This window comes from Sphingobacterium prati (assembly GCF_013167215.1).
GTDB lineage: Bacteria > Bacteroidota > Bacteroidia > Sphingobacteriales > Sphingobacteriaceae > Sphingobacterium > Sphingobacterium prati.
In genome coordinates, this window is record NZ_JABJWY010000035.1 from 225,326 (window position 1) to 249,998 (window position 24,673).

19 protein-coding genes are annotated in these 24,673 nt (G+C 43.4%); 15 read left to right on the top strand and 4 right to left on the bottom strand.

Annotation, left to right across the window (positions count from 1 at the left end; all coding sequences use genetic code 11):
- The first annotated feature begins 240 nt into the window (after positions 1 to 240).
- From HPC41_RS16805 to HPC41_RS16820, 4 genes are all read left to right on the top strand, one after another.
- The gene (locus HPC41_RS16805) at positions 241 to 3,357 is read left to right on the top strand and encodes a SusC/RagA family TonB-linked outer membrane protein (RefSeq protein WP_172395168.1); all 3,117 of its coding nucleotides are present in this window, start codon (positions 241 to 243) and stop codon (positions 3,355 to 3,357) included.
- Positions 3,358 to 3,368: 11 nt separating this feature from the next.
- On the top strand, positions 3,369 to 4,985 hold the full coding sequence (locus tag HPC41_RS16810) for a RagB/SusD family nutrient uptake outer membrane protein (protein ID WP_172395169.1): 1,617 nt from the start codon (positions 3,369 to 3,371) through the stop codon (positions 4,983 to 4,985).
- Between the two features lie 55 nt (positions 4,986 to 5,040).
- Positions 5,041 to 7,764 (top strand): hypothetical protein, encoded by a 2,724-nt coding sequence (locus HPC41_RS16815; RefSeq protein WP_172395170.1) that lies wholly within the window; start codon positions 5,041 to 5,043, stop codon positions 7,762 to 7,764.
- 70 nt (positions 7,765 to 7,834) lie between these two features.
- A complete protein-coding gene (locus tag HPC41_RS16820) occupies positions 7,835 to 8,473 on the top strand; it encodes a GntR family transcriptional regulator (RefSeq protein WP_172395171.1) in 639 nt (212 codons plus the stop codon).
- A gap of 38 nt (positions 8,474 to 8,511) precedes the next feature.
- Here the strand turns inward: HPC41_RS16820 and HPC41_RS16825 are convergent, their stop codons facing one another.
- Positions 8,512 to 9,309 carry an SMP-30/gluconolactonase/LRE family protein gene (locus HPC41_RS16825; protein ID WP_172395172.1) on the bottom strand — a complete coding sequence of 266 codons (798 nt, stop codon included), beginning with the start codon at positions 9,307 to 9,309 and terminating at the stop codon, positions 8,512 to 8,514.
- A 160-nt stretch (positions 9,310 to 9,469) separates the two neighbouring features.
- On the opposite strand from HPC41_RS16825, the gene HPC41_RS16830 reads away from it, so the two are divergent.
- From HPC41_RS16830 to HPC41_RS16860, 7 genes are all read left to right on the top strand, one after another.
- Positions 9,470 to 10,792, top strand: coding sequence for an aspartate aminotransferase family protein (locus tag HPC41_RS16830; protein WP_172395173.1), 1,323 nt, complete (start codon positions 9,470 to 9,472; stop codon positions 10,790 to 10,792).
- A gap of 8 nt (positions 10,793 to 10,800) precedes the next feature.
- Positions 10,801 to 11,979: a galactonate dehydratase gene (dgoD, locus tag HPC41_RS16835; RefSeq protein WP_172395174.1), complete on the top strand. Its 1,179-nt coding sequence runs from the start codon at positions 10,801 to 10,803 to the stop codon at positions 11,977 to 11,979.
- A 13-nt stretch (positions 11,980 to 11,992) separates the two neighbouring features.
- Positions 11,993 to 12,763 carry an SDR family NAD(P)-dependent oxidoreductase gene (locus HPC41_RS16840; protein ID WP_172395175.1) on the top strand — a complete coding sequence of 257 codons (771 nt, stop codon included), beginning with the start codon at positions 11,993 to 11,995 and terminating at the stop codon, positions 12,761 to 12,763.
- 3 nt (positions 12,764 to 12,766) lie between these two features.
- Entirely contained in the window at positions 12,767 to 14,158 is a 1,392-nt protein-coding gene (locus HPC41_RS16845) for a hypothetical protein (RefSeq protein WP_172395176.1), read from the top strand.
- Entirely contained in the window at positions 14,139 to 15,704 is a 1,566-nt protein-coding gene (locus tag HPC41_RS16850; RefSeq protein ID WP_172395177.1) for an SLC5 family protein, read from the top strand. Before HPC41_RS16845 ends, HPC41_RS16850 begins: the two co-directional genes overlap by 20 nt.
- Before the next feature lie 77 nt (positions 15,705 to 15,781).
- Positions 15,782 to 16,981, top strand: coding sequence for a M20 metallopeptidase family protein (locus tag HPC41_RS16855; RefSeq protein ID WP_172395178.1), 1,200 nt, complete (start codon positions 15,782 to 15,784; stop codon positions 16,979 to 16,981).
- On the top strand, positions 16,974 to 17,984 hold the full coding sequence (locus HPC41_RS16860; protein WP_172395179.1) for a Gfo/Idh/MocA family protein: 1,011 nt from the start codon (positions 16,974 to 16,976) through the stop codon (positions 17,982 to 17,984). The genes HPC41_RS16855 and HPC41_RS16860 overlap by 8 nt, the downstream gene beginning before the upstream one ends.
- Before the next feature lie 7 nt (positions 17,985 to 17,991).
- Here the strand turns inward: HPC41_RS16860 and HPC41_RS16865 are convergent, their stop codons facing one another.
- The 3 genes from HPC41_RS16865 to HPC41_RS16875 form a co-directional block, all read right to left on the bottom strand.
- Positions 17,992 to 18,669 carry a YiiX family permuted papain-like enzyme gene (locus HPC41_RS16865; protein WP_172395180.1) on the bottom strand — a complete coding sequence of 226 codons (678 nt, stop codon included), beginning with the start codon at positions 18,667 to 18,669 and terminating at the stop codon, positions 17,992 to 17,994.
- Between the two features lie 99 nt (positions 18,670 to 18,768).
- Positions 18,769 to 19,755 (bottom strand): hypothetical protein, encoded by a 987-nt coding sequence (locus HPC41_RS16870; protein ID WP_172395181.1) that lies wholly within the window; start codon positions 19,753 to 19,755, stop codon positions 18,769 to 18,771.
- Entirely contained in the window at positions 19,715 to 20,278 is a 564-nt protein-coding gene (locus HPC41_RS16875) for a hypothetical protein (protein ID WP_172395182.1), read from the bottom strand. Before HPC41_RS16875 ends, HPC41_RS16870 begins: the two co-directional genes overlap by 41 nt.
- Positions 20,279 to 20,609: 331 nt before the next feature.
- On the opposite strand from HPC41_RS16875, the gene HPC41_RS16880 reads away from it, so the two are divergent.
- From HPC41_RS16880 to HPC41_RS16895, 4 genes are all read left to right on the top strand, one after another.
- Entirely contained in the window at positions 20,610 to 21,419 is an 810-nt protein-coding gene (locus tag HPC41_RS16880) for a phosphoribosyltransferase family protein (protein ID WP_172395183.1), read from the top strand.
- On the top strand, positions 21,412 to 22,920 hold the full coding sequence (locus tag HPC41_RS16885; protein ID WP_172395184.1) for a nicotinate phosphoribosyltransferase: 1,509 nt from the start codon (positions 21,412 to 21,414) through the stop codon (positions 22,918 to 22,920). The genes HPC41_RS16880 and HPC41_RS16885 overlap by 8 nt, the downstream gene beginning before the upstream one ends.
- Complete coding sequence (nadE, locus tag HPC41_RS16890; RefSeq protein WP_172395185.1) at positions 22,910 to 23,692, top strand: NAD(+) synthase; 783 nt, start codon at positions 22,910 to 22,912, stop codon at positions 23,690 to 23,692. The genes HPC41_RS16885 and nadE overlap by 11 nt, the downstream gene beginning before the upstream one ends.
- 64 nt (positions 23,693 to 23,756) lie before the next feature.
- Positions 23,757 to 24,671: a cysteine hydrolase family protein gene (locus HPC41_RS16895; RefSeq protein WP_172395186.1), complete on the top strand. Its 915-nt coding sequence runs from the start codon at positions 23,757 to 23,759 to the stop codon at positions 24,669 to 24,671.
- Positions 24,672 to 24,673: the final 2 nt, after the last annotated feature.

The window sequence follows — 24,673 nt, forward strand, 5'->3', positions numbered from 1 at the left end:
GCTATTTAATTTAATAGATGATTATACTTACTTAGGCCGTGTAGGTTCTATTCAAGTTTTTGTAAAAAAGTAAAAAAAATATTGAATTGTATACAAAAAATATATATTATTGTATTCACTATGATGAAGAATAGGAGCGGAGTCATTATAAATTATAACGACAAAACGCCGCTTCTTTAAAATACCAATAAACTAAAGAGCTTATAAATCATTTATTTAACCACTTTAACCTGAGTATTCATGATACTAAAACAGATTAAAATCCGGGATGTGATAAACAGGAACTGCCTTTTGGTGGGACTGCCTTTTATTTCAATGGGTGCATTTGCCACTGTTCCATCTTTTCCTTACTTGGAAAAGATTCCCATTCAACGCGTTCTTACTTCGGCCGGGGGCGCAGCAAATTTTCAACAGCAGATCATTGGGCAGGTGCTCGATGCGAAAGGTCAGCCATTGGCTGGGGTGGAGGTGCGCAATCTTAAAAACTCATCTGTTACGGTGACAGACCAGGAGGGGCGGTTCAAAGTGAATGGGTCTTCTTCGGATCAGATTCAGTTTCGCCTGATCGGTTTTAGTACAAAGGTAGCCTCGGCCAGCGATGTGCAGGCTTTGGTACTTGAAACGAATGAAAGTACCTTGGATGAAGTTGTTGTGGTTGGTTATGGGAAACAGAAGAAAGAGAATCTAACGGGGTCTGTTTCTAGTGTCAAGTTTGATGAGTCAACAGTGAGCCGACCAAATATGAATTTGGCTTCCGCTTTGGTCGGTAAAGCTTCAGGACTTAATATTGCACAAACCTCCGGTAGTCCGGGTGCGGAAGGGTTTGATCTGTTGATTCGTGGCAAGGGGACAATGAATGATGCTTCCCCTTTGGTTGTCATTGATGGGGTGCCCGGTGCACTGAATGATGTCAATCCCAATGATGTGGAAAGCATATCCGTGTTGAAGGATGCGTCATCAGCTGCAATATATGGTTCCCGGGCTGCGAATGGCGTTATATTGGTAACCACCAAGCGCGGGAAGGGAGAAGATTTTACGGTCACCTATAACGGGTACTTTGGGCGTCAGCAAGCGGCTAAAAATATCGATTTTATAACCGATATGGCGACACATATGGAGCTTGTTAATGAGTCAGAAGGGCGAGAGAAGTATAGTGCTGAATTAATTGATACCTGGCGAAAGGAGTCGGCAGCCGGTAATCCCCTGTATCCAAATACAGATTGGTATAAGGAAATGCTGAATACTTCACCGTTAACCGAGCATACACTATCCGTTCGTGGTGGTGGTAAAAAAGGAAACTTTGCAATGTCCTTGGGTTTTCTGGATAATAAAGGGGTAGTGGATAATTCTGGTTATAAAAAATATGATTTTCGGATCAATGCCGATACGAAAATCAAGAATATATTGACCTTGGGTGGAAATGTTTTTGGTACCTGGTCAAACCGGCAGCCCTTGGATGTAAATAGCTTCTTTGGAGCGATCCGTAATACAACACCCGGGGTGGTGCCACAATTTGAGGACGGCCGTTATGGAGGAGAGATGTTCCCGGGTTTGCCCCAAGGGGCTAATCCAAGAGCTTATGTAGATAATATTCGGGGAGATTACGAAAGGCAAAAGCTTGGACTTAAGTTTTTTAGTATAGTGAATTTCATGGAGAATCTGGAGTGGGAGAGTAGTTTTGGTTTTAATTACAATAATAACCGGAATTGGGAATACGTGCGACCTTATTCATTGTGGAACTTACAGACCGGATTAGAATATCAAAAAAAGCCAAGTGTGAGCAGTTTGTTCAATGGGAGTATCCGTAATTACACAACGGTGTTGAATACCTTGTTGCGGTACCACGAAACTATTGCTGAAAATCATCACCTTGCAGTGTTGGTGGGTTTTGATCAGCAGTATAACCGGATGGATAAATTTGATGCAAAAAAGAACGACATATTAGGGGATGATGCGATTTATATTTTGGATGCGGGTGCAAATCTCGAAGCGATCAATGGGGCCGGTACGGATGATGCCTTGCAGTCTTATTTTGGCCGCTTAAACTATGATTACAAAGGGAAGTATCTATTTGAAGCAAATGCACGCTATGACGGTTCTTCCCGATTTGCAAAGCAGAATAGATGGGGGTTTTTTCCATCCTTTTCTGCTGGCTGGCGTGTAACAGAGGAGGAATTTGCGCAACCCCTAAAAGCAGTCTTTGATGAAATTAAAATTCGTGGTTCATGGGGTAGGCTCGGGAATAATAGAATCGGGGATTATACCTATCAAGTGGTATACGGCTCCTATTTGTACCCATTCGGGGGGCAGCTGAAGCAGGGAGTCGCGCCTAAGGAAATCGCGAACAGTAAAATAAAGTGGGAAACGACAACTATTGCTAATATCGGTTTGGATCTTGCCTTGTTGAATAACAGGTTGAACTTTAGTGCGGAATATTTTGATCGGAATACATCTGATATCCTGACAAAGATTCCTATTCCGATGGTGATGGGTAACTTCTCGCCGCCTTGGCAAAATGTTGCCGAAATGCGCAACAGGGGAGTTGATCTTCAGCTTGGATATTTTGGGAAAATAGGGGCAGATTGGTCTTATGGTTTGAATGGAAACCTGTCTTTCCTGAATAATAAGGTGATTAAATTCAATGGCAATAGATCAATAAATGAAAGCTATATCACTATGGAAGGAAAACCGTTTAATAGTTTTTATATGCTTGAGTTTGATCGAATCTTACAGGATCAAAGTGAAATTGATCAATTGAAGGCAGATGGTTATACTTTTGGGACATATGTGGGCGGAGAGCCTAAACCCGGGGATCTATTGTACAAAGATGTGAATGGTGACAAGGTGTTTAATGAGGAGGATAGGGTTGTCAAAAATTATTCGGCATTGCCTAAAGTTACTTATGGACTGAGTCTGAATGCAGGTTATAAAGGTTTTGATCTGAACGTAGTAGCGCAGGGTGTTAGTGGTGTGAAGCAATATTGGGGTAACGATGGTTTTAATACCTTTAACATCAATGAAGGTTTCTTGCAGAATGCGGATATTTTAAATCGTTGGACGCCCGAGAATCATTCTACCGAATATCCACGATTGCGTACTTCAGGTAGTGCTTTAAATACTGTGTACAGTGATTATTGGTTACAGAATACCTCATTTTTAAGAATCAAATCACTACAGCTGGGATATGCATTGCCAAAAGAGGCTTCGGCAAAATTCAAAGTAGACCGGTTGCGTGTATTCGCTAATCTGGAAAATTACTTCACATTCACAAAGTTCAAAGGTTATAATCCAGAGAATGCGAGTGTCTCTTATCCTTTAATGAAGCAATGGGTAGTTGGTTTAAATGTAACATTTTAAGACGAAAAGCCATGATTAAGAAATTTAACAAGATAATTATTGCATCACTTGCATTAGCGCTACTCAGTTCTTGTAGTGATTTTTTGGACCGAAACTCATTGGTCGGTCTTTCGGAAGAGAGTTTTTGGAAGTCTGAACAAGATGCTGTCATGGGGGTGAATACCCTTTATCATGCCAATCGGGAATTTACCAATAGTATTGTAATTTATGGGATGATGGATGATTTTACCGATATATCCTATCAATCTTTCGCAACGGGATTGACTACGGGCGTTTTTCCTGCCAATGCAGGTTTTTACCTAAACTCCTGGGGAGTATTTTTTAAAGGAGTGTATCGTGCAAATACAGCTCTAAAGAATATTCCTGCTATCGCAATGAGTGAAGCTGTAAAAAAACGGAGTATGGGTGAAGCTAAGTTTTTTCGAGGGTATTTTTATTTTAAATTATGGGATTATTTCGGTGAAGTTCCTTTGTATGATACCCCAATCAATGTGGATGAATCGTATGAACCCCGGAATACGGAGAAAGAGGTGTATGAGTTTATTGTCAAAGATATGACCGAAGCTTATGAGACATTGCCGGATACTTATGACGCTTCAAATAAGGGGCGTGTGACCAAATGGGCCGCGCTTGCGATGCGGGGCAAAGCACATCTTTGGGCGAAGGAATATGCAAAAGCCGCTGCTGATTTTAAGGAGCTGATGGATAAAAGTGACCGCAAGTTGCTTGCTGATTTTCATACTTTGTTTCGGGTTGCTGGCAATAACAATAGCGAAGTGATCTTTGATGTCCAATATATTGCTGAGCAAGGGCACGGTATAGCGACCGATCGTAATTACGGAAATGCGCGGGGTGCGACGACAGGGTCCCAAAGGACAAGGCCAACACCTCAGCTTGTCAATGCTTTTGAAATGGAAGATGGAACGGCTTTTAATTTTGCGAATTATACCAATGCAAAAGGGCAGCCTTTTAACCCTAATAGTGTGGAGGACTGGAAAGATGAAGCTTCGGTACGTAAGCTTTTTGAAAAACGCGATCCGCGCCTGCAGCAATCTATTGTAGTGCCGTGGTCCACTTTTGTGGGGCGCGGTGGTGTGACTTACCTGTACAAGTTCCCGGTGGCGAGCACCGATCCAAATGCCTATGTGCCTGTGTGGACCAATGGCAGTTATGCATGGCGTAAATTTGTGGAGATGGGTTCTGTTTATACGCTTCAGGATAATATGCCACAAAACTTTCCGTTGGTTCGCCTTGCGGATGTATTGCTGATGTATGCTGAAGCAAAGAATGAGACCTTGGGTGCGCCTGATCAAACGGTTTATGATGCAGTGAATGCCGTTCGTGGAAGAGTTAAAATGCCTAATTTGCCTTCTGGCCTGAGTAAGGAGCTGATGCGTGAAAAAATACGCCACGAACGTATGGTAGAGTTGGCTGGTGAGGGGCAGCGGTATTCGGATATCCGACGATGGAAAATAGCAAAAGATGTCGTGGATAAAGTTTGGATGACAGATTTTAACGGAACACAGATCAGACAGCGGGGGTTCCCAGATCACTATTATCTATGGCCTATTCCGCAGGCAGAAAGGGATGTGAATCCAAAGTTGACACAAAATCCGGGTTGGGAGTAGAAATACTTCCGCCGGTTGGCTAAATAGTTGTATTGTATCATTGGTAATGAGTTTGATGAAAACATATTTTTCGTTGTTTTTGGTGTTGGTATTAACGTCAGTTTCCTACGCGCAGCAAAAAGAAATTCGGGTTGACTTGAGTCGGGGTGACTTAAATAAAAAGACCGTCGTTTATGAAAAACCAAAGGGAGGAAGTGAGCAGGGGCTGGTGTTGAAAAACGTTCCCCTTGCCGGTTACCCTGATCGTTTGGCAGATATTGAAGTTACGGTTAAGGTGCCAAAGGCTGGATGGTATGTGCTGGAGTCAGATGCTCAGCCCCAGGATCTGGGGCGGTTAAAACAGGAGGATGAAACAGGCCTACTGACAAAAGTCGCCTATTTTCAACTGGGTAGACAGCGGGTGACAAAACGTATCGTGTACGATATTATGAAAGGTGGGCATCAGGAGCTGGGAAAATTTGAGCTGTTGAATGCGAAGGAAAAATTGAAAGTCTGGCTACCTGCAAATTTAATGTTGCAGGGTTTGCGCCTTAGGCCTTATGTTCCTCCCGTGGCACCTTTAGAAGCTGTGCATTATCAGCCTAAAATTACGCCACCGCAAGAAAGGCCAAGGTTGTGGGTGAATAAAGAAAGTTTGCCTGTTGTTAGAGAACGACTTTTGTTTGAAGAGAATGGTCCGGCATGGGCGAAAGTGAAAGTCTCGGCGTTAGCGCCTTATGCTTTTCCGACCAATGAACATCAGGAAATGTTTTACAATGAAGGGCTTGAGCATGTAATTGAGCAGAAAGCTTTTTACTACCTCATGACCCAGGATGAGCGGATTGGTCGAGAAGCTGTGGATCTAGTTTCACGTTATTTGTCAGTTCTGGAATTTGGGAATGTGACACATGGTGATATTACCCGGGAATTGGGACGGGCGATCTATACAGGGGCGCTGGTCTATGATTGGTGTTATCCACTGATGGATGCCGTTGTTAAAAGTCAGATGCGGAAAGACTTTAAGCGGTTGGTCATGGATATGGAGGTGGGCTGGCCGCCATTTTACGGACTGGAAAGTATTATAAACGGCCATGGTAATGAAGCGCAGATCTGCCTGGATATGCTGTCCTGGAGTTTGGCTGTATATGATGAAGATCCTGAGCCCTATAAATATGTTGCTTATAGCGTGCTGGAGCAGCTTGTGCCGATGCGTAAGTTTGAATATCAGTCTCCACGGCACAACCAGGGGGTTGACTATGGTGGTTATCGTTTTGGCTGGGAGATGCATGCTGCCTGGTTGTATTATCGTATGCTGGGTTATCCCGTATTTGACGATAACATCAAGAATATGCCCTATTATTGGTTGTACATGCGTACACCCGACGGGAAAATGCTGCGTGATGGCGATATGTTTAATGTGAAATATAATTCCAGTGATGATTTTTATTGGAAGAACCCTCAGACAATGCTTCTTTGTTACGCTTATTCGGGAAATGCAATGATCAAGGCCGAATTTTTGAAACAGGGTGGTTTGCCTGATAATCCCGTGCTGTTTCTGTTGTTAAATGATCCGAAGCTCAAAGCGGATTTCGATCGCTCAAAGCTGCCGCTGACCAAAGATTTTGGGCCTGTTTTGGGGGCTATGGTTGCCCGGACAGGATGGAGTGAGGAGAAGACAAGTAAGGATGTCGTTGCGGAGATAAAAGGTGGTGGTTATCATTTTGGAAATCATCAACATGCGGATGCCGGTGCCTTACAGATTTATCATCATGGTATTCAGGTGGGTGATCTGGGTTTATATCTTTCTTATGGATCACCTTATGACTTTAATTTTAATAAGCGCTCCGCGGCGCACAGTATGCTATTGGTTCGCGATCCTGCTGAACCGCTTTTATTCCGGACCAAAACTAATGATGGTGGGACGCGCTTTAGTCAGCGCTTTCCGCGTACCGTAGCGGAGGTGCTCGGTGACTCCTGGTACCACACCGGAGAAATTAGGGCTTCGGCATTTGGTCCGGATCCTATCCAGCCGGCTTACAGTTACTTTAATGCGGACCTGACTGCGGCCTATTCGTCCAAAGTGAAATCGTATGCAAAGAGTTTTCTGTTTTTGAATCTGAAACGAAAAGATGTGCCTGCTGCTATTGTGTTATTGGATGAATTGAAAACCAATAATAGCGAATTTCAGCCCTACTGGCAGATTAATACGCTGAATAAACCGGTCATTAATGGAGCAGGGTTTGTTTTGAATAGTCAGTTTAAGAATGTGGGCGGGACGACCTATGTCGATATGTTTAAGCCTGCGGTATTCGATAGGGAGGTGAACGTTTATGCTGGTGATTCCACGGCTTTTGTATTTGGGGACCTGTATCAGGTGAAATCGCCTTGGCCTGAGGCGCGGGGTGCGCGGGTTTTGGTTAGCCCAAAAGCCAAAAGTACGCAGGTGAGCTATGCGACGGTTTTTCAAATGACGGAAAGTGCCGAAGCAAAATTACAGGTGAATTATGAAGAAAAAGAAGATTATTACCTGATCCGGATTGCAGATCGTGTGCTCGTTATTGCGAAACCCGATCGGTATCTCGATAAAGCGGTTGAAATTGCTGTTCCCGCGGACCAGGAATACGAAGTGATTGTTGTAGGCTTGAAAGATGGTTTCTGGAATGTGAAAAATCCATCGAAAAATAGTAGCTTTAATATAAATATCCCCAAAGGGAATCATACGACCAGTTGGAAATCTAAGGCAGAACTATTCTATTTGTCACCGGGGAGACAGTATGGTGCCCGTGAAGGGCTGTTTTAGTAAAGGAATATATTGTTTAAATTTTTTAAATGATTTTGTATTCTTATTTTTGTAGAAAATTGTATACAATATGAAAGAGGATTCGCTTGCCAATAAGGTTTATTTGGAAGTCCGCAAGAAGATTTTATCAAGCCAGCTCGCTGGTGGGGCGCGGTTGGTCGAAAGTGCCTGGGCTGACAAGCTGGCCGTAAGCAGGGTAGCTGTTCGTGAAGCCTTTATGCGTTTGGCGGGAGAAAGTCTGGTGGAGTTTGGCGAAAAAGGAGGTTGTTTTGTGAAAAAGATGACTGTTGAGGATGTGCGGGATATTCGCGAGCTGCGTGAATTGCTTGAAGTCGGTGCTTTAAAGATTTTGTTTTCAAAAAAGAATAAAGAGCTGATTGATGATTTGGAATTGATCTGCAATGACTTTTCCGATATGGTCAGCAAAGGATATTATGGAGGGGCTTGTGAGGCAGATGTGCGCTTTCATGAACGTATTATTGAAGGTACTTGCAATTCCAGGCTAATCGCTATTTATAAAAATAGCAATATTCCTCTATTTCACATGAAATTGGGGGCTATTCTTGGGCAGATGGAAGATTACCTGGATACTGAACAAGAGCATCGTGCGATTGTGGATGCATTAAAAGCGAATGATTGGAACAAGGCTTATGATACTTTGGTGCATCATCTCGATCGAGGCGAGCAAGAGGCTTTGGAACTTGTGTAAAGTCTTGCGAGAATATACAGAATAGAAGGGGATATATATTATAATATCCCCTTTTTTGTGTGACTCAGTTGTAGTAATTGACCTTTTTCTGCTTCTGTAATAATCAATCCCATTGCTCCGGATGGATCTAGGGCACAATTGGTTGGGTTTAGTCCGGATGTTTGAATTTTTTCGGTGACAGCGCCATTTTGATCCAGCACGAGGATGTGTCCTGAGCCATATGTGGCGACAAATAAATTGCCTTCCTCATCAAATGCAATCCCATCGGGTCCGATCTGCCCACCTGCAAGTGCAAATTTTTCAATAGAATCCATTTGGCACGATAGGGGGTTCCAATTCATTTTCCAGATCCACTTACTACCTGTTTCGGCAACGTACAGTTTGCTGCTATCGGGGGCAAAAGCTAGCCCGTTGGGGTATTGCATGTTCTGATGGACTATGCGCGTAGTGCCGTTAGTCTGCAGGCAGCAGATGTAGCCCGTTCCATCGGTTAATTCGCTTCCCGGACAGGTAAATAAGAGGTTTCCACTGCTGTCAAAACATAAGTCGTTGGGCATTTTTAATACGTTGTTGCCTATTTTATTGAGGCGGGTTTCGCAGCTGTTGTCAATAGGATTATACCTGCGGATGCTGTTTTGTAATGCGTCGCAGAACCATATCGTTCCATCTGGCGCAACGGCGATTCCGTTGGGGTGCCCGTTAACCTGTAGGCGATCGTACTTATTATCCCTGTAATGGATGAGGTTGCCGGCCTCTTTTTCTACCAGCCAAATGTTGCCTTGCTGATCAAAGGCTGGGCCTTCCGGGAAGTCTAGGTCGTCAATAAGTAGGTTCATCTGAATTATTTTAAAATTTATTTTAAATGTATACAAAAATATTGTAATTTGGTATACATAAAATAGTATATATTTAAATACAAGATTGCTGTATCACGCGTTAGATACGAGGCCGTCACACCCAATTATAAAAATAATAAAAGCAAAACTTTTAATAAGCATGCAAGAAAACGAAAGATCAGCCGCAATACTGCGCGAGAATGCAAAATGGATACCAGGAGGTGTGGTATCGTTGAACAGAAAGTCGGATCCCAATATCTGCTTCGTTAAGGGAAATGGGAGCCGTGTTGAAGATATCGACGGAAATAGTTATATCGATTATCAAGCTGGATTTGCAGCTTCCTTTCTTGGTCATAATGATCCGGATGTCAATGCTGCGGTATTGAAGACGCTTCAGGAACAGCAGGTACTGATGGGAGCAGGTCCTACTTTATTGGAAGGGGAGTTTGCGGAACTATTTTGTGCATCAGTTCCCAATGCTGAGAGTGTGCAGATCACGACAACGGGATCTGAGGCCACTTATCATGCGATCCGGATTGCCCGTGCGGTGACGGGACGCGATCATATCATCGTCATGCAAGGCGGATACAATGGTTGGCATAATGATGTCGCTTGTAATGTAATTAGCCAAAAAGCTGATATCGGACCTTATCAAACTCCCGGTGAATATCCATTTGACTCACTGAGTGCCGGCGTTCCCAAGAACCACAGTGAGCTGGTACATGTGATCAATTACAACGATTTGGATAGTGTTCGTTATGTGCTGCAGAAATATTCGGTGGCCTGCATCTTGTTGGAACCTATTTTACAGAATATCGGTATCGTTAAACCGCAAGCGGGATATCTGGAAGGTCTTCGTAAGCTTGCGGATGAGCAGGGTTTCTTATTGATCTTTGATGAGGTAAAGACTGGCTTCAGACATGCTTTAGGTGGTTATCAATCCATTTGTGGTGTTCAGCCAGATCTTTCCACCTTTGGAAAGGCAGTAGCGAACGGCTATCCTCTAGGAGTAATTGCAGGAAAGAAGAAGTACATGGATTATTTTGTCGATCCAGATAAAGCCAAGCGCGTCATGATTGCGGGAACATTCAATGCTTTTCCACTGACAACAGCCGCAGCAATCGCAACATTGAAAAAACTTTCTAGTCCTGAACACCAAGTCTATAAGCATGTTGAACATCTGGGTGCACGCTTGGAACAGGGATATCAGGAAATATTTCCTAAATTAGGTGTACCATTTTATGTTGCTCGTCAAGGCTCCGCCTTCTGTACTTACTTTATGGATCATGCGCCGCTTAATTTTCACGATATTCTGGATAATCATGATTTCGAATTGGATATCCGCTACCGCAAAAATCTCATAAAAGAAGGAATCTTTAATTTCCCGGCTGCAATTAAGCAGGGAAGTATTTCCTTTGCGCATACGGAAGATGATATTGACCGGACCTTAGAAGCGACAGCACGTGTAATAAAAACTTTGTAACCCTGACTATGAAAATAACCGCTATCGAAACCTTTGTATGCCATGCGCGCATGCGAAATTGGATTTTTGTTAAAGTTGTAACCGATCAGCCCGGACTTTGGGGCTGGGGTGAGGCTACATTGGAGTGGCATACACAAAGCGTCGTTGGTGCAATTAAAGATATTTCCCAGCTGTTGGTCGGCGAGGACCCGCGTCGCATTGAGTATCTGTGGCAGATGATGTACCGTCAGCATTTTTGGCATGGGAACGGAATTGTCCGCGGAACGGCAATCAGTGGTATTGATATTGCCCTATGGGATATTTTAGGTAAAATTCATAATGTGCCCTGTCATGAATTGTGGGGTGGTCGAGTACGGGATTATATCCGTCTCTATTGTCATTTGGGAGGTGGCCGAATGGAAGATTTTTACGAAACAGCACCTGACGACGCTAAACGTTTTGGCGATCTTGCCTTAAAGGCCGTTGATGAAGGTTTTACGGCTTTTAAATCCATGGCTGTTCCGGAAACGATGTCCCTGGAAGGGCTTCGTCCGATTAAATATGCTGAAGCCTGTGTAAAGGCAATGCGCGATGCCGTGGGTGATGATATCGATATTATGGTAGATTGCCATGCACGTCCTAGTCCGCGCATGGGAATGCAATTTGCCAAAGCGCTAGAACCTTATGGTCTGTACTTTTTTGAGGAGCCATGCTGGCCCGAAACCATGGAGGATATTGCCCTGATCCAACGGGCGGTAGCGACACCTATCGCTTCTGGCGAACGCCTGATCGGTGTGCATGCTTTTAGGGATATGCTTGAAAAACGTGCGGTAAGTGTTATTCAGCCTGATATTACACATTGCGGTGGATTATCTGAAGCCCGTAAAATAGCGGCTTTGGCAGATGCTTATCGTGTGTCTATGGCGCCTCATAATCCACAGGGACCTGTAAGCACAGCTGCCTCTATCGAGTTGGGCTTCGCAACACCATCGTACATTATCTGTGAAAGTGTTCACAAAGATGTTGAGTGGCGTCAAGATGTCGTCAGTGAAGGATTTACGGTACAGGAAAAAGGCCGTATTGTCCTCCCGAATACTAGGGCCGGTCTGGGTATTGAAATCAATGAAGAAGAAGTGAAAAAGCATCCCTTTCAACAGGAAATTTTACAGCGTACATTTTACAAAGATGGTAGTGTTGGTGACTGGTAGATTTTAAGTAGATATGAGAGCAGAATATAAAAACAAAGTGGTTTTGATCAGTGGTGGACTTGGTGATATTGGCAGGGCAATAGCCGAGGATTTCCTGATGGCGGAGGCAATTGTCTGTATTGCGGATCGTTTTGCACCAGCGCTTGCGAAAGAGCGGTGGTCTTTGCTCGATGAATCTCAGACTAACTTATTTTACGATCAGGTAGATGTCACAGATGCTGATCAGGTAGAGTCTTGGGTTGATCGTATACAGCGGGAGCTTGGAGCAATAGTGATTTGTATTGCTAATGCGGCCTGCGTCACGATTCAAAACTTTCGGGAACTCAGCAATGCGGCCTGGAAAAATGAAATGGCGGTCAATCTGGATGGTGCTTTTTTTCTGGCCAATGCCTGTGCTAAATCATTTGTTGCTACTGGTGTTCAGGGAAATATTGTCTTTCTAGGCAGTTGGGCAGGGCATGCCGTGCATCAGAACCTGCCGGCATACAGCGTTTCCAAAGCTGGATTACGGATGCTTTGTCAAGCCATGGCACTTGAATATGCTATTGATGGAATCCGCGTCAACGAAATTGCGCCCGGTTATGTCAATGCGGGGTTGAGTAAAGTGGTTTGGTCCAAGGATGCTACGCTCCAAAAAAAGGCTGCTGCGGTAGTGCCGCTGGGGGATATACTCGAAGCGGAGGAAATAGCCAAACAGGTGCTTTGGATATGCTCCGACAATTGCAGGCAGATGACGGGTACAAGTATCATACTAGATGGCGGCCTCTCATTAATTAGACCCTAGGCCATGGAACAAAAGGATCCAAGAAAAGAAACAATAGGTGGTTTACAGGCTCAAATTGGACTCGGTCAATGTGATATCACGCCTACCTTAGGGATCTATTCACGCAATTGGGGGGCAGCTACTTTTGATCAAGCTGTTGGTGTGCACCAACCCTTGTTGATGCATTGCCTTTACATGGCGCCTGTTGATTCTCCCCCTGCCATTATATTGACAGCCGACCTGGGTTGGTGGAAAAATGCGGAAGATGAACGGGCATTGCGTTTCGCATTGCTTGATCATTTCAATCTGACAGCATCACAGCTGGTCTTTACACTTTCACATACGCATGCTGGCCCTGCTATCTGTTCTACGGATATACATCAGCCCGGAGGGGAGTTAATTCCTCCGTATCTGGAATTCTTAAAAACGCAGGCGATCAGCTGTGTCCAGCAGGCGAAGGATGGCTTATTCGAAGGGAGTTTGCATTGGAGTTATGGGGTATGTGATCTGGCCTGTAATCGTGATCTGGAACTTAATGGCGAATATCTCATCGGGTTTAACCCTTTAAAAGAAGCTGATCATACCTTATTGCTCGGACGTGTGTACGATAACACCGAAAAACTGCAAGCTGTGATCTGCAATTATGCCTGTCACCCGACGAGCTTTGCCCACGAAAATGAACTGCTTTCCCCGGATTTTGTTGGTGAAATGCGGTATACGGTGGAAGCGGTCTTGAAAGTTCCCTGTTTATTCTTACAGGGTGCATCAGGTGATCTGGCTCCGAAGCGTCAATATGTCAAAGATCCTGCTTTGGTAGAAGCAAATGGTCGACAGTTGGGCTATGCGGTGCTTTCAACCTTGGTGCAGGAGGATCATATAGGTCAGCGTTGGGTGTTTGATAAAGCGTTAATTTCAGGAGCACCTTTGGCTTGTTGGAACTTTCAGAAACAGGTATTATCGACTGAATTCAAACAGCTTGTGCATACTGTAAACGTACCATACAAAAACCTGCCTAGTCTTGAGGCTATTTTCGAGGAGTACGAAAGCTGTACCGAGCGGGTTATGAAAGACCGCCTTTGGCGAAAATATAATACCCGCAAGACCATTGGGGATCAACGGGAAGCAACCATTCCGGTATGGCTCTGGAAAATGGGGGATGCAATTTTGGTGGCCCAGGCCAATGAAGCATATTCTTGTTACCAGTCGATAATACGGGCTGAATTTCCCAACCATACCATTGTATTTATCAATATCGCCAACGGTTATGTGGGCTACCTCGCGCCAGCGGAACTCTACGATAAAGATATTTATGCTGTATGGCAAAGCCCTTATGAACGGGGTAGTCTCGAGATACTTATTGAACAAACGAAATTAGGAATTCAAACATTACTGACCGATGAAACTAGATTGGATTGATGTCATTATTTTTGCGGTATACATAGTCGGTATCGTCGTATTGGGATTATATGCTTCGAAAAAAAGTTCCTCCTCCAAACGGGACTATTTTTTGGCTGGTGATAAGTTGCCCTGGTGGATGATCGGAGGGAGTATCATTGCCGCAAATATCAGTAGCCATCATCTTGTCGGTGCCATGGGAGCGGCCTATAGCCGTGGGTTTGTGGCCATCACCTTGGAATGGGGTGCCATATTGATCGGTTTTAATGCGCTGCTTTGGATATTTCTGCCTTTCTACATACGTAATGGCTTTTATACAATTCCCGAATATCTTGAAAAAAGATATGGAAATGCCACACGGGTACTCTATGCAATCTTGATTTTATTTACCTACGTTTTCGTAGAAATCGGTGCAGTGCTCTATCTGGGTGGACTCTCTTTACATGCTTTATTTGGTATTCCCATTCTGTATAGTATTTTCGGAATGGCAATTTTGACGGGATTGTATACGGTGTTAGGAGGGTTGAAGGCAGTTATCTGGACTGAAATGGTGCAACTTGTTATTCTGGTGCTTGGTGGTGTCGTGTTGACCTTTGCTACCATCAATGCGGCAGGCGGATTTCAGTCAGTCGTGGAATCATCCAAAGACTGGAAGATGTTTTATCCAGCTTCCGATACAGACTTTCCTTGGACAATGTATCTAGGCGGTTTGCTATGTATCAGTGTATTCTACTGTGCGACCAATCAATTTATTGTACAGCGCGTATTGGCAGCAAAAAATGAATGGCATGGCCGTATGGGAGTTATTTTCGGTGATTACCTTAAATTTCTGGTCCCTCTGATTATAACGATCCCAGCTTTGGTGGCGCCTAAATTTTTACCGCATTTAGATCAGCCGGACCTATTATTTGCGACGCTGGTAGAAACACTATTGCCTAAAGGGCTGATCGGTCTGGTTATGGCTGGTCTTATCTCTGCGATTATGTCTCATATTTCCGGCGCTATAAATTCTTGTACAACCATACTCACAGTAGATATTTACAGTCAGTACATCAATAAAAACGCCTCTGATGAGCAAGCAATCCGTTTTGGTAAACGTGCTGGAGTCGTTATTATTGTGCTTGGTATTATGAGTGCTGTGGTATTGATTAGTTATTCCGACAAACCAGTATTCCTCTATCTGATGAATTTGTATGGTTTATTTACACCGGGTATAGCTACCATGTTTCTAATGGGGGTATTTTGGAAACGGACTACGGCACATGGTGCATTGACTGCAGGCTTATTGACCATTCCACTTTCGCTGCTCTTGGAATACGTACTTCCAGATATGCCATTTTTTAACAGAACCGGCATTGTGTTCTGGACCTGCATGATCGCCTGTGTGCTGGTCAGTTTATGTACACCGGCCGTTCCGGAAGCGCGTCTGAAAAACCTGATATTGACACGCGATTCGTTTCAGATGCCCGAAGGGGATCGAGCTTCTTATCGTGGTTTTCGGAATCCAACCCTCTGGTGGATAATTATTACAGTGATGATACTGTATTTTTATGTGCGTTATTTTTAACTTAACTTGTTGGACGATTCCTGATGAAGTATCGTGACTGAAATACCTTTTTTATCAATACACCAATGATGAATGCTATGTTGAAAGAATTAGACACCGAAATTGAAGCTATTTTCCCGAAGATTGTTGCGATCCGCCGGCATATCCATAAGTACCCTGAGCTGTCTTTTCAGGAATATAAGACGAGTGCCTATATCCGGGAGCGGTTAACCCTGCTCGATATTCCATTTAAAGTGGTCGCCAATACAGGTGTGGTTGCCGTACTTGAGGGCGAAAAGTCCTCAAGTGACGATATCGTAGTTTTAAGGGCCGACATTGATGCATTACCTATTCACGAGCAGAATGATGTGTTGTATAAGTCCACAAATAAAGGTGTTATGCATGCTTGTGGTCACGATTTTCATACGGCAAATCTATTGGGCGTAGCTACAGTTTTAAAGGGATATAAAACCGAGTTTTCAGGGAAAATTGTGCTCTTGTTCCAGCCCGCGGAAGAAAAGATCCCCGGTGGTGCGATTCAAATCCTGGAGTCCGGTATCTTGGAGTCTTTCGGTGGAAAGATTAAAGCGGTTTTAGGCTTGCACGTCAGTCCGCGTGTACCTTTAGGGAAAATAGGCTTACGCCCGGGGCGGTTTATGGCTTCAAGTGATGAGTTTTATTTTACCATTAAAGGACGCGGTGGTCATGCGGCCGAGCCGCATCGAGCCGTTGACCCGATTATGATTGCCGCTCAGTTGCTGACTACGCTACAGCAGCTGGTCAGCCGTAAGGCAAACCCTGATATCCCATCCGTATTGACTTTTGGTCGTTTTATCGGCGATGGTGCAGCGAATGTCATTCCCGAGGAGGTTAAGTTGGCTGGTACCTTTCGTACCATGGATGAAACCTGGCGCAAGGAGGCCTTGGAGACTGTTGCTGAAATTTCGCGCACATTACCTGTAGCCTTGGGAGCGACAGTGGATGTGGAAGTGCGCCATGGGTATCCTGCATTGAATAATGATCCCAAATTGACCCAGCAAGTAAAAAATATCCTACAAAGGAGCATGGGAAATGAAGTCGTGCAAGATTTGGAAATCTGGATGGCAGCAGAAGATTTTGCTTATTACTCATATCGGTACCCCGCTTTATTTATGTTGGTGGGAACGAATAATGACAATGTCAATACCCAATATGGGCTTCATAATCCACAGTTCGATCTTGATGAAAAAGCATTTAAGACGGCAATTTCGGCTTTGGTGAACAGTGCCATTTCCTTATTAAATGAGTCTAATGGATAGAAAGCATTTCTTACTTTCTTTACTGCCTTTGGGGCTTTCTTTTTACACAAAGGCGGATTTTTCGGAGAAAGGTCTCAACCTGATGTTACCAAAGCCAAAGAAAAAAATCGGTATTATCGGTTTGGACAGTACACATTCCATTGCTTTTACAAAAGCGATCAATACAGCCAGCGCCGGTAGTGTATATGGGCAATTTTCGGTTGTTGCGGCTTATCCTTATGGCAGTAAAACAATCGCACTTAGCACGGAGCGTATCCCCAAGATCGCGGCCGAAATTCAGCAGTATGGCGTCTCTGTCGTTTCCAGTATTGCTCAGCTGCTTGAACAAGTGGATTATGTATTTTTGGAGACGAACGATGGAAACTTACATTTACAACAGGCTCTTGAAGTCCTCAGGGCTCGAAAACCATTGTTTATCGATAAGCCTATAGCCAATTCATATACCGATGCCCTAAAAATATTTGAAGCGGCCCGGAAGTATGGATGTCCCGTTTTTTCCTCCAGTTCATTACGTTACATTGTCGGCCTGCAGGACCTTGATAAAAGTAAAGTTGTTGGAGCCGATGTTTATAGTCCCGCTGTCACGGATCCGTCGCACAAGGATCTGTATTGGTATGGAATTCATGCGGTGGAAATGTTGTTTGCCTTAATGGGACCGGGCTGTATAACAGTGCGAACGGTACAAGAAAGTGGGACTTCCATGTACATTGGTCAATGGGATGATGGCCGGATTGCTTCAGTTCGCGGTATCCGGGAAGGGAAGGATGATTTTGGTGGGACAGTCTTTCTGAAAGATCAGATTGTTCATCTAGGGCAATTTATGGGTTATGGTCCTTTGCTGGATCGTATACTTCCTTTTTTTCAAACCGGGCAAAGCCCGGTGGATGAACGGGAAACCTTAGCAATTTGTGCTTTTATTGACGCCGCAGAACAGAGTAAATTGAATGGTGGCGCCCCCGTTAAACTGCAAAAGCTAGGTTTGCTCGGGGGCGATGTCGTGTAAGGCTTGTTTAGTTGCTTGCTACCGTTGTCAAAAGCTCGCTATTGAAAATAGATCCAGGGGAAATTACTGTTTCCTCCAAAGGGATCCGATTGCCGTAGCGTTCTTTGAGTTTGCTTTTGACCTCGGCGCTACTGAGATCAAAATCTTTCAGTTTTTCTAGTTTGCCTACCTCAATTCCGGCACCGCGCTGATAGATTTTCCAGATCAGTTCCGAACAATAGATTTTGTTGTCTGACCATTCGAATGTACCATCGTAATTCTTGCCTAAGAATTCTTCCCCGATCCCCTTCATTTTCGCTAAAACGTCTGCCGATAGTACTTTGTCTGCTTCTTTAAGCCTTTTAATCACATAATGTTTGTTTTTTCCTCTGGCGATCCAGTCTGCTAAACCTGTTACCGTCACGGGTTGAATAGCCTCCAGTACGTAAGGTTTTCCATTCTCATGAAAAATAAGACCACAGTGCGAGTAAGGAGAACCCGTGGCTAGTTGTACCGCCTTACACTGAGGCGAGATGGATGACTGGAAGATCATGTCGCCATCTTTTAACTGAGGTAGCACCGCGCTACTTTTAACTTTTTTGCCTAAAGATCCGCTTTGAGCTTTCGTTGCGTTAATCTGGAAATAAGATCGTCCGATAAGCATCGTGCAAACGAGCAACAGGACAAATAAAGCTATTTTTTTCATCAGTATAAATTTTTTAATAGGATCATATAATCTGCTATCATCGTTTATTCCAGCAAGATACGAAACGTATCGGTTTGATCTGTGGTAAGCGTTTTTTGTTTAAAAAAGATCAGATAGCTTTTTTGCTTTCACCTGCTCTGCGAATTGGATTGCATTAAGTACTTCCGTTTCATATTTGTATACCTTTTCTGTTGAAGCACCTCTGTCTAAAAGATAGCGCGCGATAACCTTGTTTTTTTGTTGTATGGCTTTACCGAGCAAGGTGCATTGCGTAAAACTGTAGTCGAATTTGACCTCATCTATACCCCAGATGTTTAAACTGTTTAAGGATGTTTTTTTGATAAAAACCAAGTCATCCTGTTCGATCGCCATTTTAAGTAATTCGAAGTCATTGAAATTCTTATTCTTTGTCAGAAATGAGTTGTAAAAGAGCTTTGCCACAGCGTAGTTTTTACTGGCTAACATATTGTGGATCGCATTGTAACCAAATTCTGCTGTGTTGGAGAAATCGTTCAGTTGGCTTAAAAATAAGAGTATGTTTTCTTTGGATACGGTCCCCCAGTTGAATCGCTTTAATCGCTCTAAATCGTTTACTGTAAATAAAGTTTCCAGTTCCCTGATAAAGTTCAAAGAAAATAAATGGCTGTCCAATCTAGGTTCGGATGGCAGATTGCTGGTTCTTAATATTTTGAGTTCGTTATCAGTAAGCTGATAATTAACAGAAATGGGAGATCCCTGATAACTACTGATTGTAAGTTCTGAGTCAGTTAATTCATACTGTTTCAGCCTAAGATTCTCGACGTTTGTGCCTGGGAATAAGGTATGCAGATTCAATGCTATAGCAAGATAGCTACTATCATTTACCTGTAGATTATAGTGTAAATAGCCATCGTCACTGATCGAATAGGGTGCGAACGGCTGCTGTTGGAATTGATCATAAGAAGCCGCCTTGGTCACTTGCGGCAATAAGAGCGTGCTTAGACTGATAAATAAACAACATATATGCGTTGATGTTCGCAAGAGCAATGCTCGAATGAAATACACCTTATTCATCAACATATTGTGCCAAAATTGTTTCGATTTCATCTATAAGTTTATAGGATTCTGATGCCAGTAGATCTATTTCTGTTTGAATGGTAGGAGTAATCGGCAATTGCATCAGTTTTCGATATACTTGAATGTCCAAATCAATACTCCTGAGTTTGAGTTGAAGTAAATATTGCCCTTGCTCGGTTTGTAAGCGTAGTTGGTTGAACGCATGTTTCAGCCTCTCCAGTTCAGCAATAGTTCTGCTGTGATCATTTTCTCCTGCCAGACCGTAATTAGGGTATTTCTCACCCAATTGATTGAACGCGTCAAGGTATTCCTGTTCCGATAGGGAATGTATATTCATGTAAAGCAGGTTATAGGCGTATAAGGCTTCGTGACTTTCCTCGCTAACCGGAACATCCTGATAATCTTCGACCAACTGCGTGATGTCCTGATATTCAGTTTGTAAAATAGCTTCAATATCCTTATTGATTAAATTTGCTTTGTTCATGCGAATATTCTGTTCTTTTGGCAGCAAACGATTGTGATTAATTCGTTTGACTGTTTGTCTTAAGGACAAAGATCTGGTTTTCAGCGAAAGATACTATCCCTGTATTCAGCTAATTTTATACGGTCTCTTGGTCGTTTTGTGTTTCTCATTTTCAAGTGGATTTTTAAGTTTGTTTGCTTACGTTTAGTTGCCACAGAAGGTAAAACTGTGATTTTTTATTGCGCGTCATGAATAAATAATGTGTTTTCAATAAGATTTATTTAGCTGTAAAATAGATGTTTGTATATTTATTTTGATTCATTGAGTAAAAAGTACTCAATAAATTTTGTCAAGATGAAAAATAATACGGATATTTGTTGAGTAAAAAGTACTCAGACAGGGTGGCTGTAAAAAAAGAAAAATGATTATATTAAATAAACATCAGCTCATCACCGAACAGTTTCCGAATGGGGAAACGAAAGTGAAGGATTTCGATCAGTGGATCAAAGCGGATAATCTGCTTGAGTTTACCTATCAGGAAGATGGCGATTTGATCCGTTTGTTTTTTGTCAAGAAGCGACTTGAGGAAGAAGGGGCGAGTTGTAAATTATGGATTCGTTATATGCCCTATAGTCGTATGGATCGCAAAATTGAGGGCGACCTATTTACCCTAAAATATGTCGCTGCATTTATCAATAGTTTGCAATTTGATAAAGTTTATGTTATAGAGCCACATTCCGAAACAACCCTCACATTACTGGAAAATAGTGTAGCGATTTATCCTGCGTTAGATTGGTTGCCGAAACTAATGGAGAAACTCGAATTTTCAGCTAATGACCGAATTGTATTTCCGGATAAAGGGGCAGCGGCGCGCTATTTAAATAGTGGCTACGAAGATGCCTGTGTCTTTGAAAAGCAACGCAATCCACAAACGGGACGTATCGAAGCGATGAAATTAAAAACAGGTAACATTGTCAAAGGTGCCAAATGCATTATTGTCGATGATTTATGTTCTGCAGGTGGAACATTTCTCTGGGCAGGAAAAATTCTAAAGGAGATGGGGGCAAGTGAAATCTACCTGTTGGTGACACATTGTGAGCCAAGGATTTTCAAAGGTACTTTGTTGGAGGAAGATTCACCGATCGAACTTGTTTTCACCACAGATTCTATGATGAACACCACGCATCCGAAATTAAATTATATCAACTTAACAACCGAAAGCTATGTTTAGAGCAATGAGCAAAAATCCGATTCTCTGGACGGACGGTTACAAATTGTGTCACAAGGATCAATATCCAGCACATACAGAATGGGTATACGAAACCTGGACCCCCCGGATGTCCCGGATCGCAGGAATAAGCCATGTTGCCTTCTTTGGATTGCAGGGCGCTCTGGCAGAGATCAGTAATTCTTTCGATGAATATTTTTTCGCCCAACCTGAGGATACAGTTGTTGCGCAGTATGAAGAGGCCATTCATGAAGTGTTCGCGATGACCAATAGCAATTTTGCCCATACACATCAGTCACGACATATACGCGCTTTACATCGTTTGGGTTATCTTCCGATTAAGGTGAAAGCCTTGAAAGAGGGGAGTCTCGTACCGATAGGCGTGCCGATGTTTACGATCGAGAACACCCATCCAGATTTCTTCTGGTTGCCGGGTTATCTTGAAACGCAACTTTCCGCTTATATCTGGTCACCGATGACCGCTGCGACTATCGCCGATCAATTCAAACGATTGTTGACAGGTTTTGCTGAAAAAACAGGCGATGTCAATAAAGTATTCACCCAAGCTGGAGACTTCTCTATGCGCGGTATGGGATCGCCTGAAACGGCTTATCGCACTGCCGGCGGGCATTTACTAAGTTTCGGCGTTTCCGCAACACTCTCCGTTCGGGAATACCTCAAGACCTATTACGGAGCTACAAGTGATGTCATGATGTACACGCCTTCAACAGAGCATAGTGTGATGTGTTCTTATGGTGAACAGGAAGTTGAAGCCTTCCGACATTTGATTACGGAGGTTTACCCAAGCGGAAATATTTCTATTGTGTCCGATACCTATGACCTATGGCATGTTGTGGATCATGTATTGCCACAATTGAAAGATCTGATCATGGGACGGGAAGGCAAAGTTGTCATTCGACCAGACAGTGGCGATCCTGTTAAGATTATCTGTGGTGATCCGGAAGCCGATCACGAAACCGTTCAAAAAGGGATTGTCGAACGTTTATTTGAACTCTTTGGCGGGGAGGTCAATTCGAAAGGCTTCAAAGAACTTGATCCACATATTGGTGTTGTGTATGGTGATTCCATCACCGTGGAACGGGCAACTAAGATCTGCGATGGTCTGATGGCGAAAGGTTTTGCCTCGACCAACACAATACTTGGAATAGGATCCTATACCTATCAGTATGTCACAAGAGATACCTTTGGCTTCGCTTTAAAGGGAACGGCCGAAATTGTTGACGGTCAGTTTAAAGCTATTCAAAAAAGACCGGCCACAGATACCGGTAATTTTAAGAAATCCCAAAAAGGTATGGTTGCCGTTGTATTTGAAAACAATGATTTTCGCCTGATAGACGATCTCAATCCAACCACTATCGAACAATTGAATGATAGCAACTTGCTCAAAGAATGTTTTGCGGATGGGGCCTTTGTCAGCACGGCTAGTTTTAAGGAAATAAGAAATAGATTACAAACAGAATCAATAAGAGTATATGGAAAATAACCTAAGAAAACCGTTTTTCATCAATGATGAAAACGTTGAACAGTATGCGCAACAAATGGCATCATGGATTGCGGGACAAGTGAATGCGGCAAACCGTCAAGGTTTGGTACTGGGCATGAGCGGCGGGATTGACTGTAGTGTGGTTGCTTGCCTATGCCACTTGGCGAAAGTAGATGTACATTTGGTCATGATGCCCTATGGTAGCGACATGAACAATAGCAAGAGTCATGCACATGGGATGGAGCTTATTGAAAAATTTGATTTCCCATACCATATCTTTGATATCAAACCAGCGGTCGATGCGCTGACCATCAATAACGAAGCCTATATTGCTGCTTCAAGCGAATCTAATCGTGTCCTGAGCTTAGCCAATATCCGGCCACGGGTCCGAATGACTTACCTCTATCAATTTGCTCAATTGGGAAGCCGTTTTGTGATCGGTACCGGCAATATGGCCGAAGCGACCGTAGGTTACTTTACCAAATGGGGAGATGGCGCTTATGATCTTAATCCCTTGGCCATGGTGACCAAGCAAGAAGTATATACACTGGCAAAATACCTAGGTGTCCCCGAATCCATTCAAGATAAGAGTCCTTCAGCAGGGCTATGGGAAGGACAGACAGATGAAGAAGAATTGGGCATGAGCTATGCACAGATTGACGCATTTATTCTGAACGGAACATCCGGTGATCCGACGATAGATGAACTGATCCGTAGACGTCAACAACAGTCTGCTCATAAGTTTGCTGCGATTCCAACTTTCAAAGGCTAGTAAAAAGTAGAGCTGATAGGAAAAAATTAGGTTTAGGACATATACAATACATACATTATTGAAGATGAAAACAAGATATGAACAGATTGTTGATGTAAGAGAGATCGCATCCGAAAAAAGGGATCATATTCCGTCCATATTATCATTGGTTGGGCAGGAGCAAATCCTGCCTGCTGCATCGGATAAAAAGCGTACACTGCTTTTGGCGATTGATGTACAAAACGATTTTATGGAATCCATTGGCAGTCTACCGGTAGTTGGTTCGCGTGCTGATGTACAACGGCTGACCCAATGGATGTACAACAATATGGCTTCTCTGACACAGGTCATGTGCAGCCTTGACTGTCATTCACTGCTGCAGATTTTCCATGCAGACTGGTGGGTGGATAAGCAAGGAAATCAGCCCAAACCTTTTACAGTCATCCGTCACAAGGATCTTATCCATGGAACATGGACTGTCGCCAATGCGGACACAGCTGAACAATCTTTAGCGTATCTTAAAAACTTGGCTACTGAGGGAAAAAAGGAGCTTTGCATCTGGCCCTATCATTGTTTAGAGGGCAGCTCGGGGGCGCAATTGGAAAGTCAATTTACCAATATGCTCTATTTTCACAGCGCTGTACGTCAAGTCAAACCCATATTGGTCTATAAAGGACAGGATCCCTACACTGAAATGTACGGTATCATCAAAGCCGAATACGACGATAATAAATTTGTCAATCATGCTGTGCTTGAGGCTATCGAGGCCTACGATGCCATTTATATTGCTGGACAGGCATCAAGTCACTGTGTATTGGCATCTGCAATGCAGATATTGGAATATTTTGCGGAGGATAAAGCGATTACGTCCCGCATTACCCTACTGATAGATTGTATGTCACCTATTGCTGGTTTCGAAGAGTCTACACTGCAGGCTTTTGAATCACTGCGTGAAAAATACGGCATACAGATCAAAAAGTCCACAGACGTAATTTTATAACA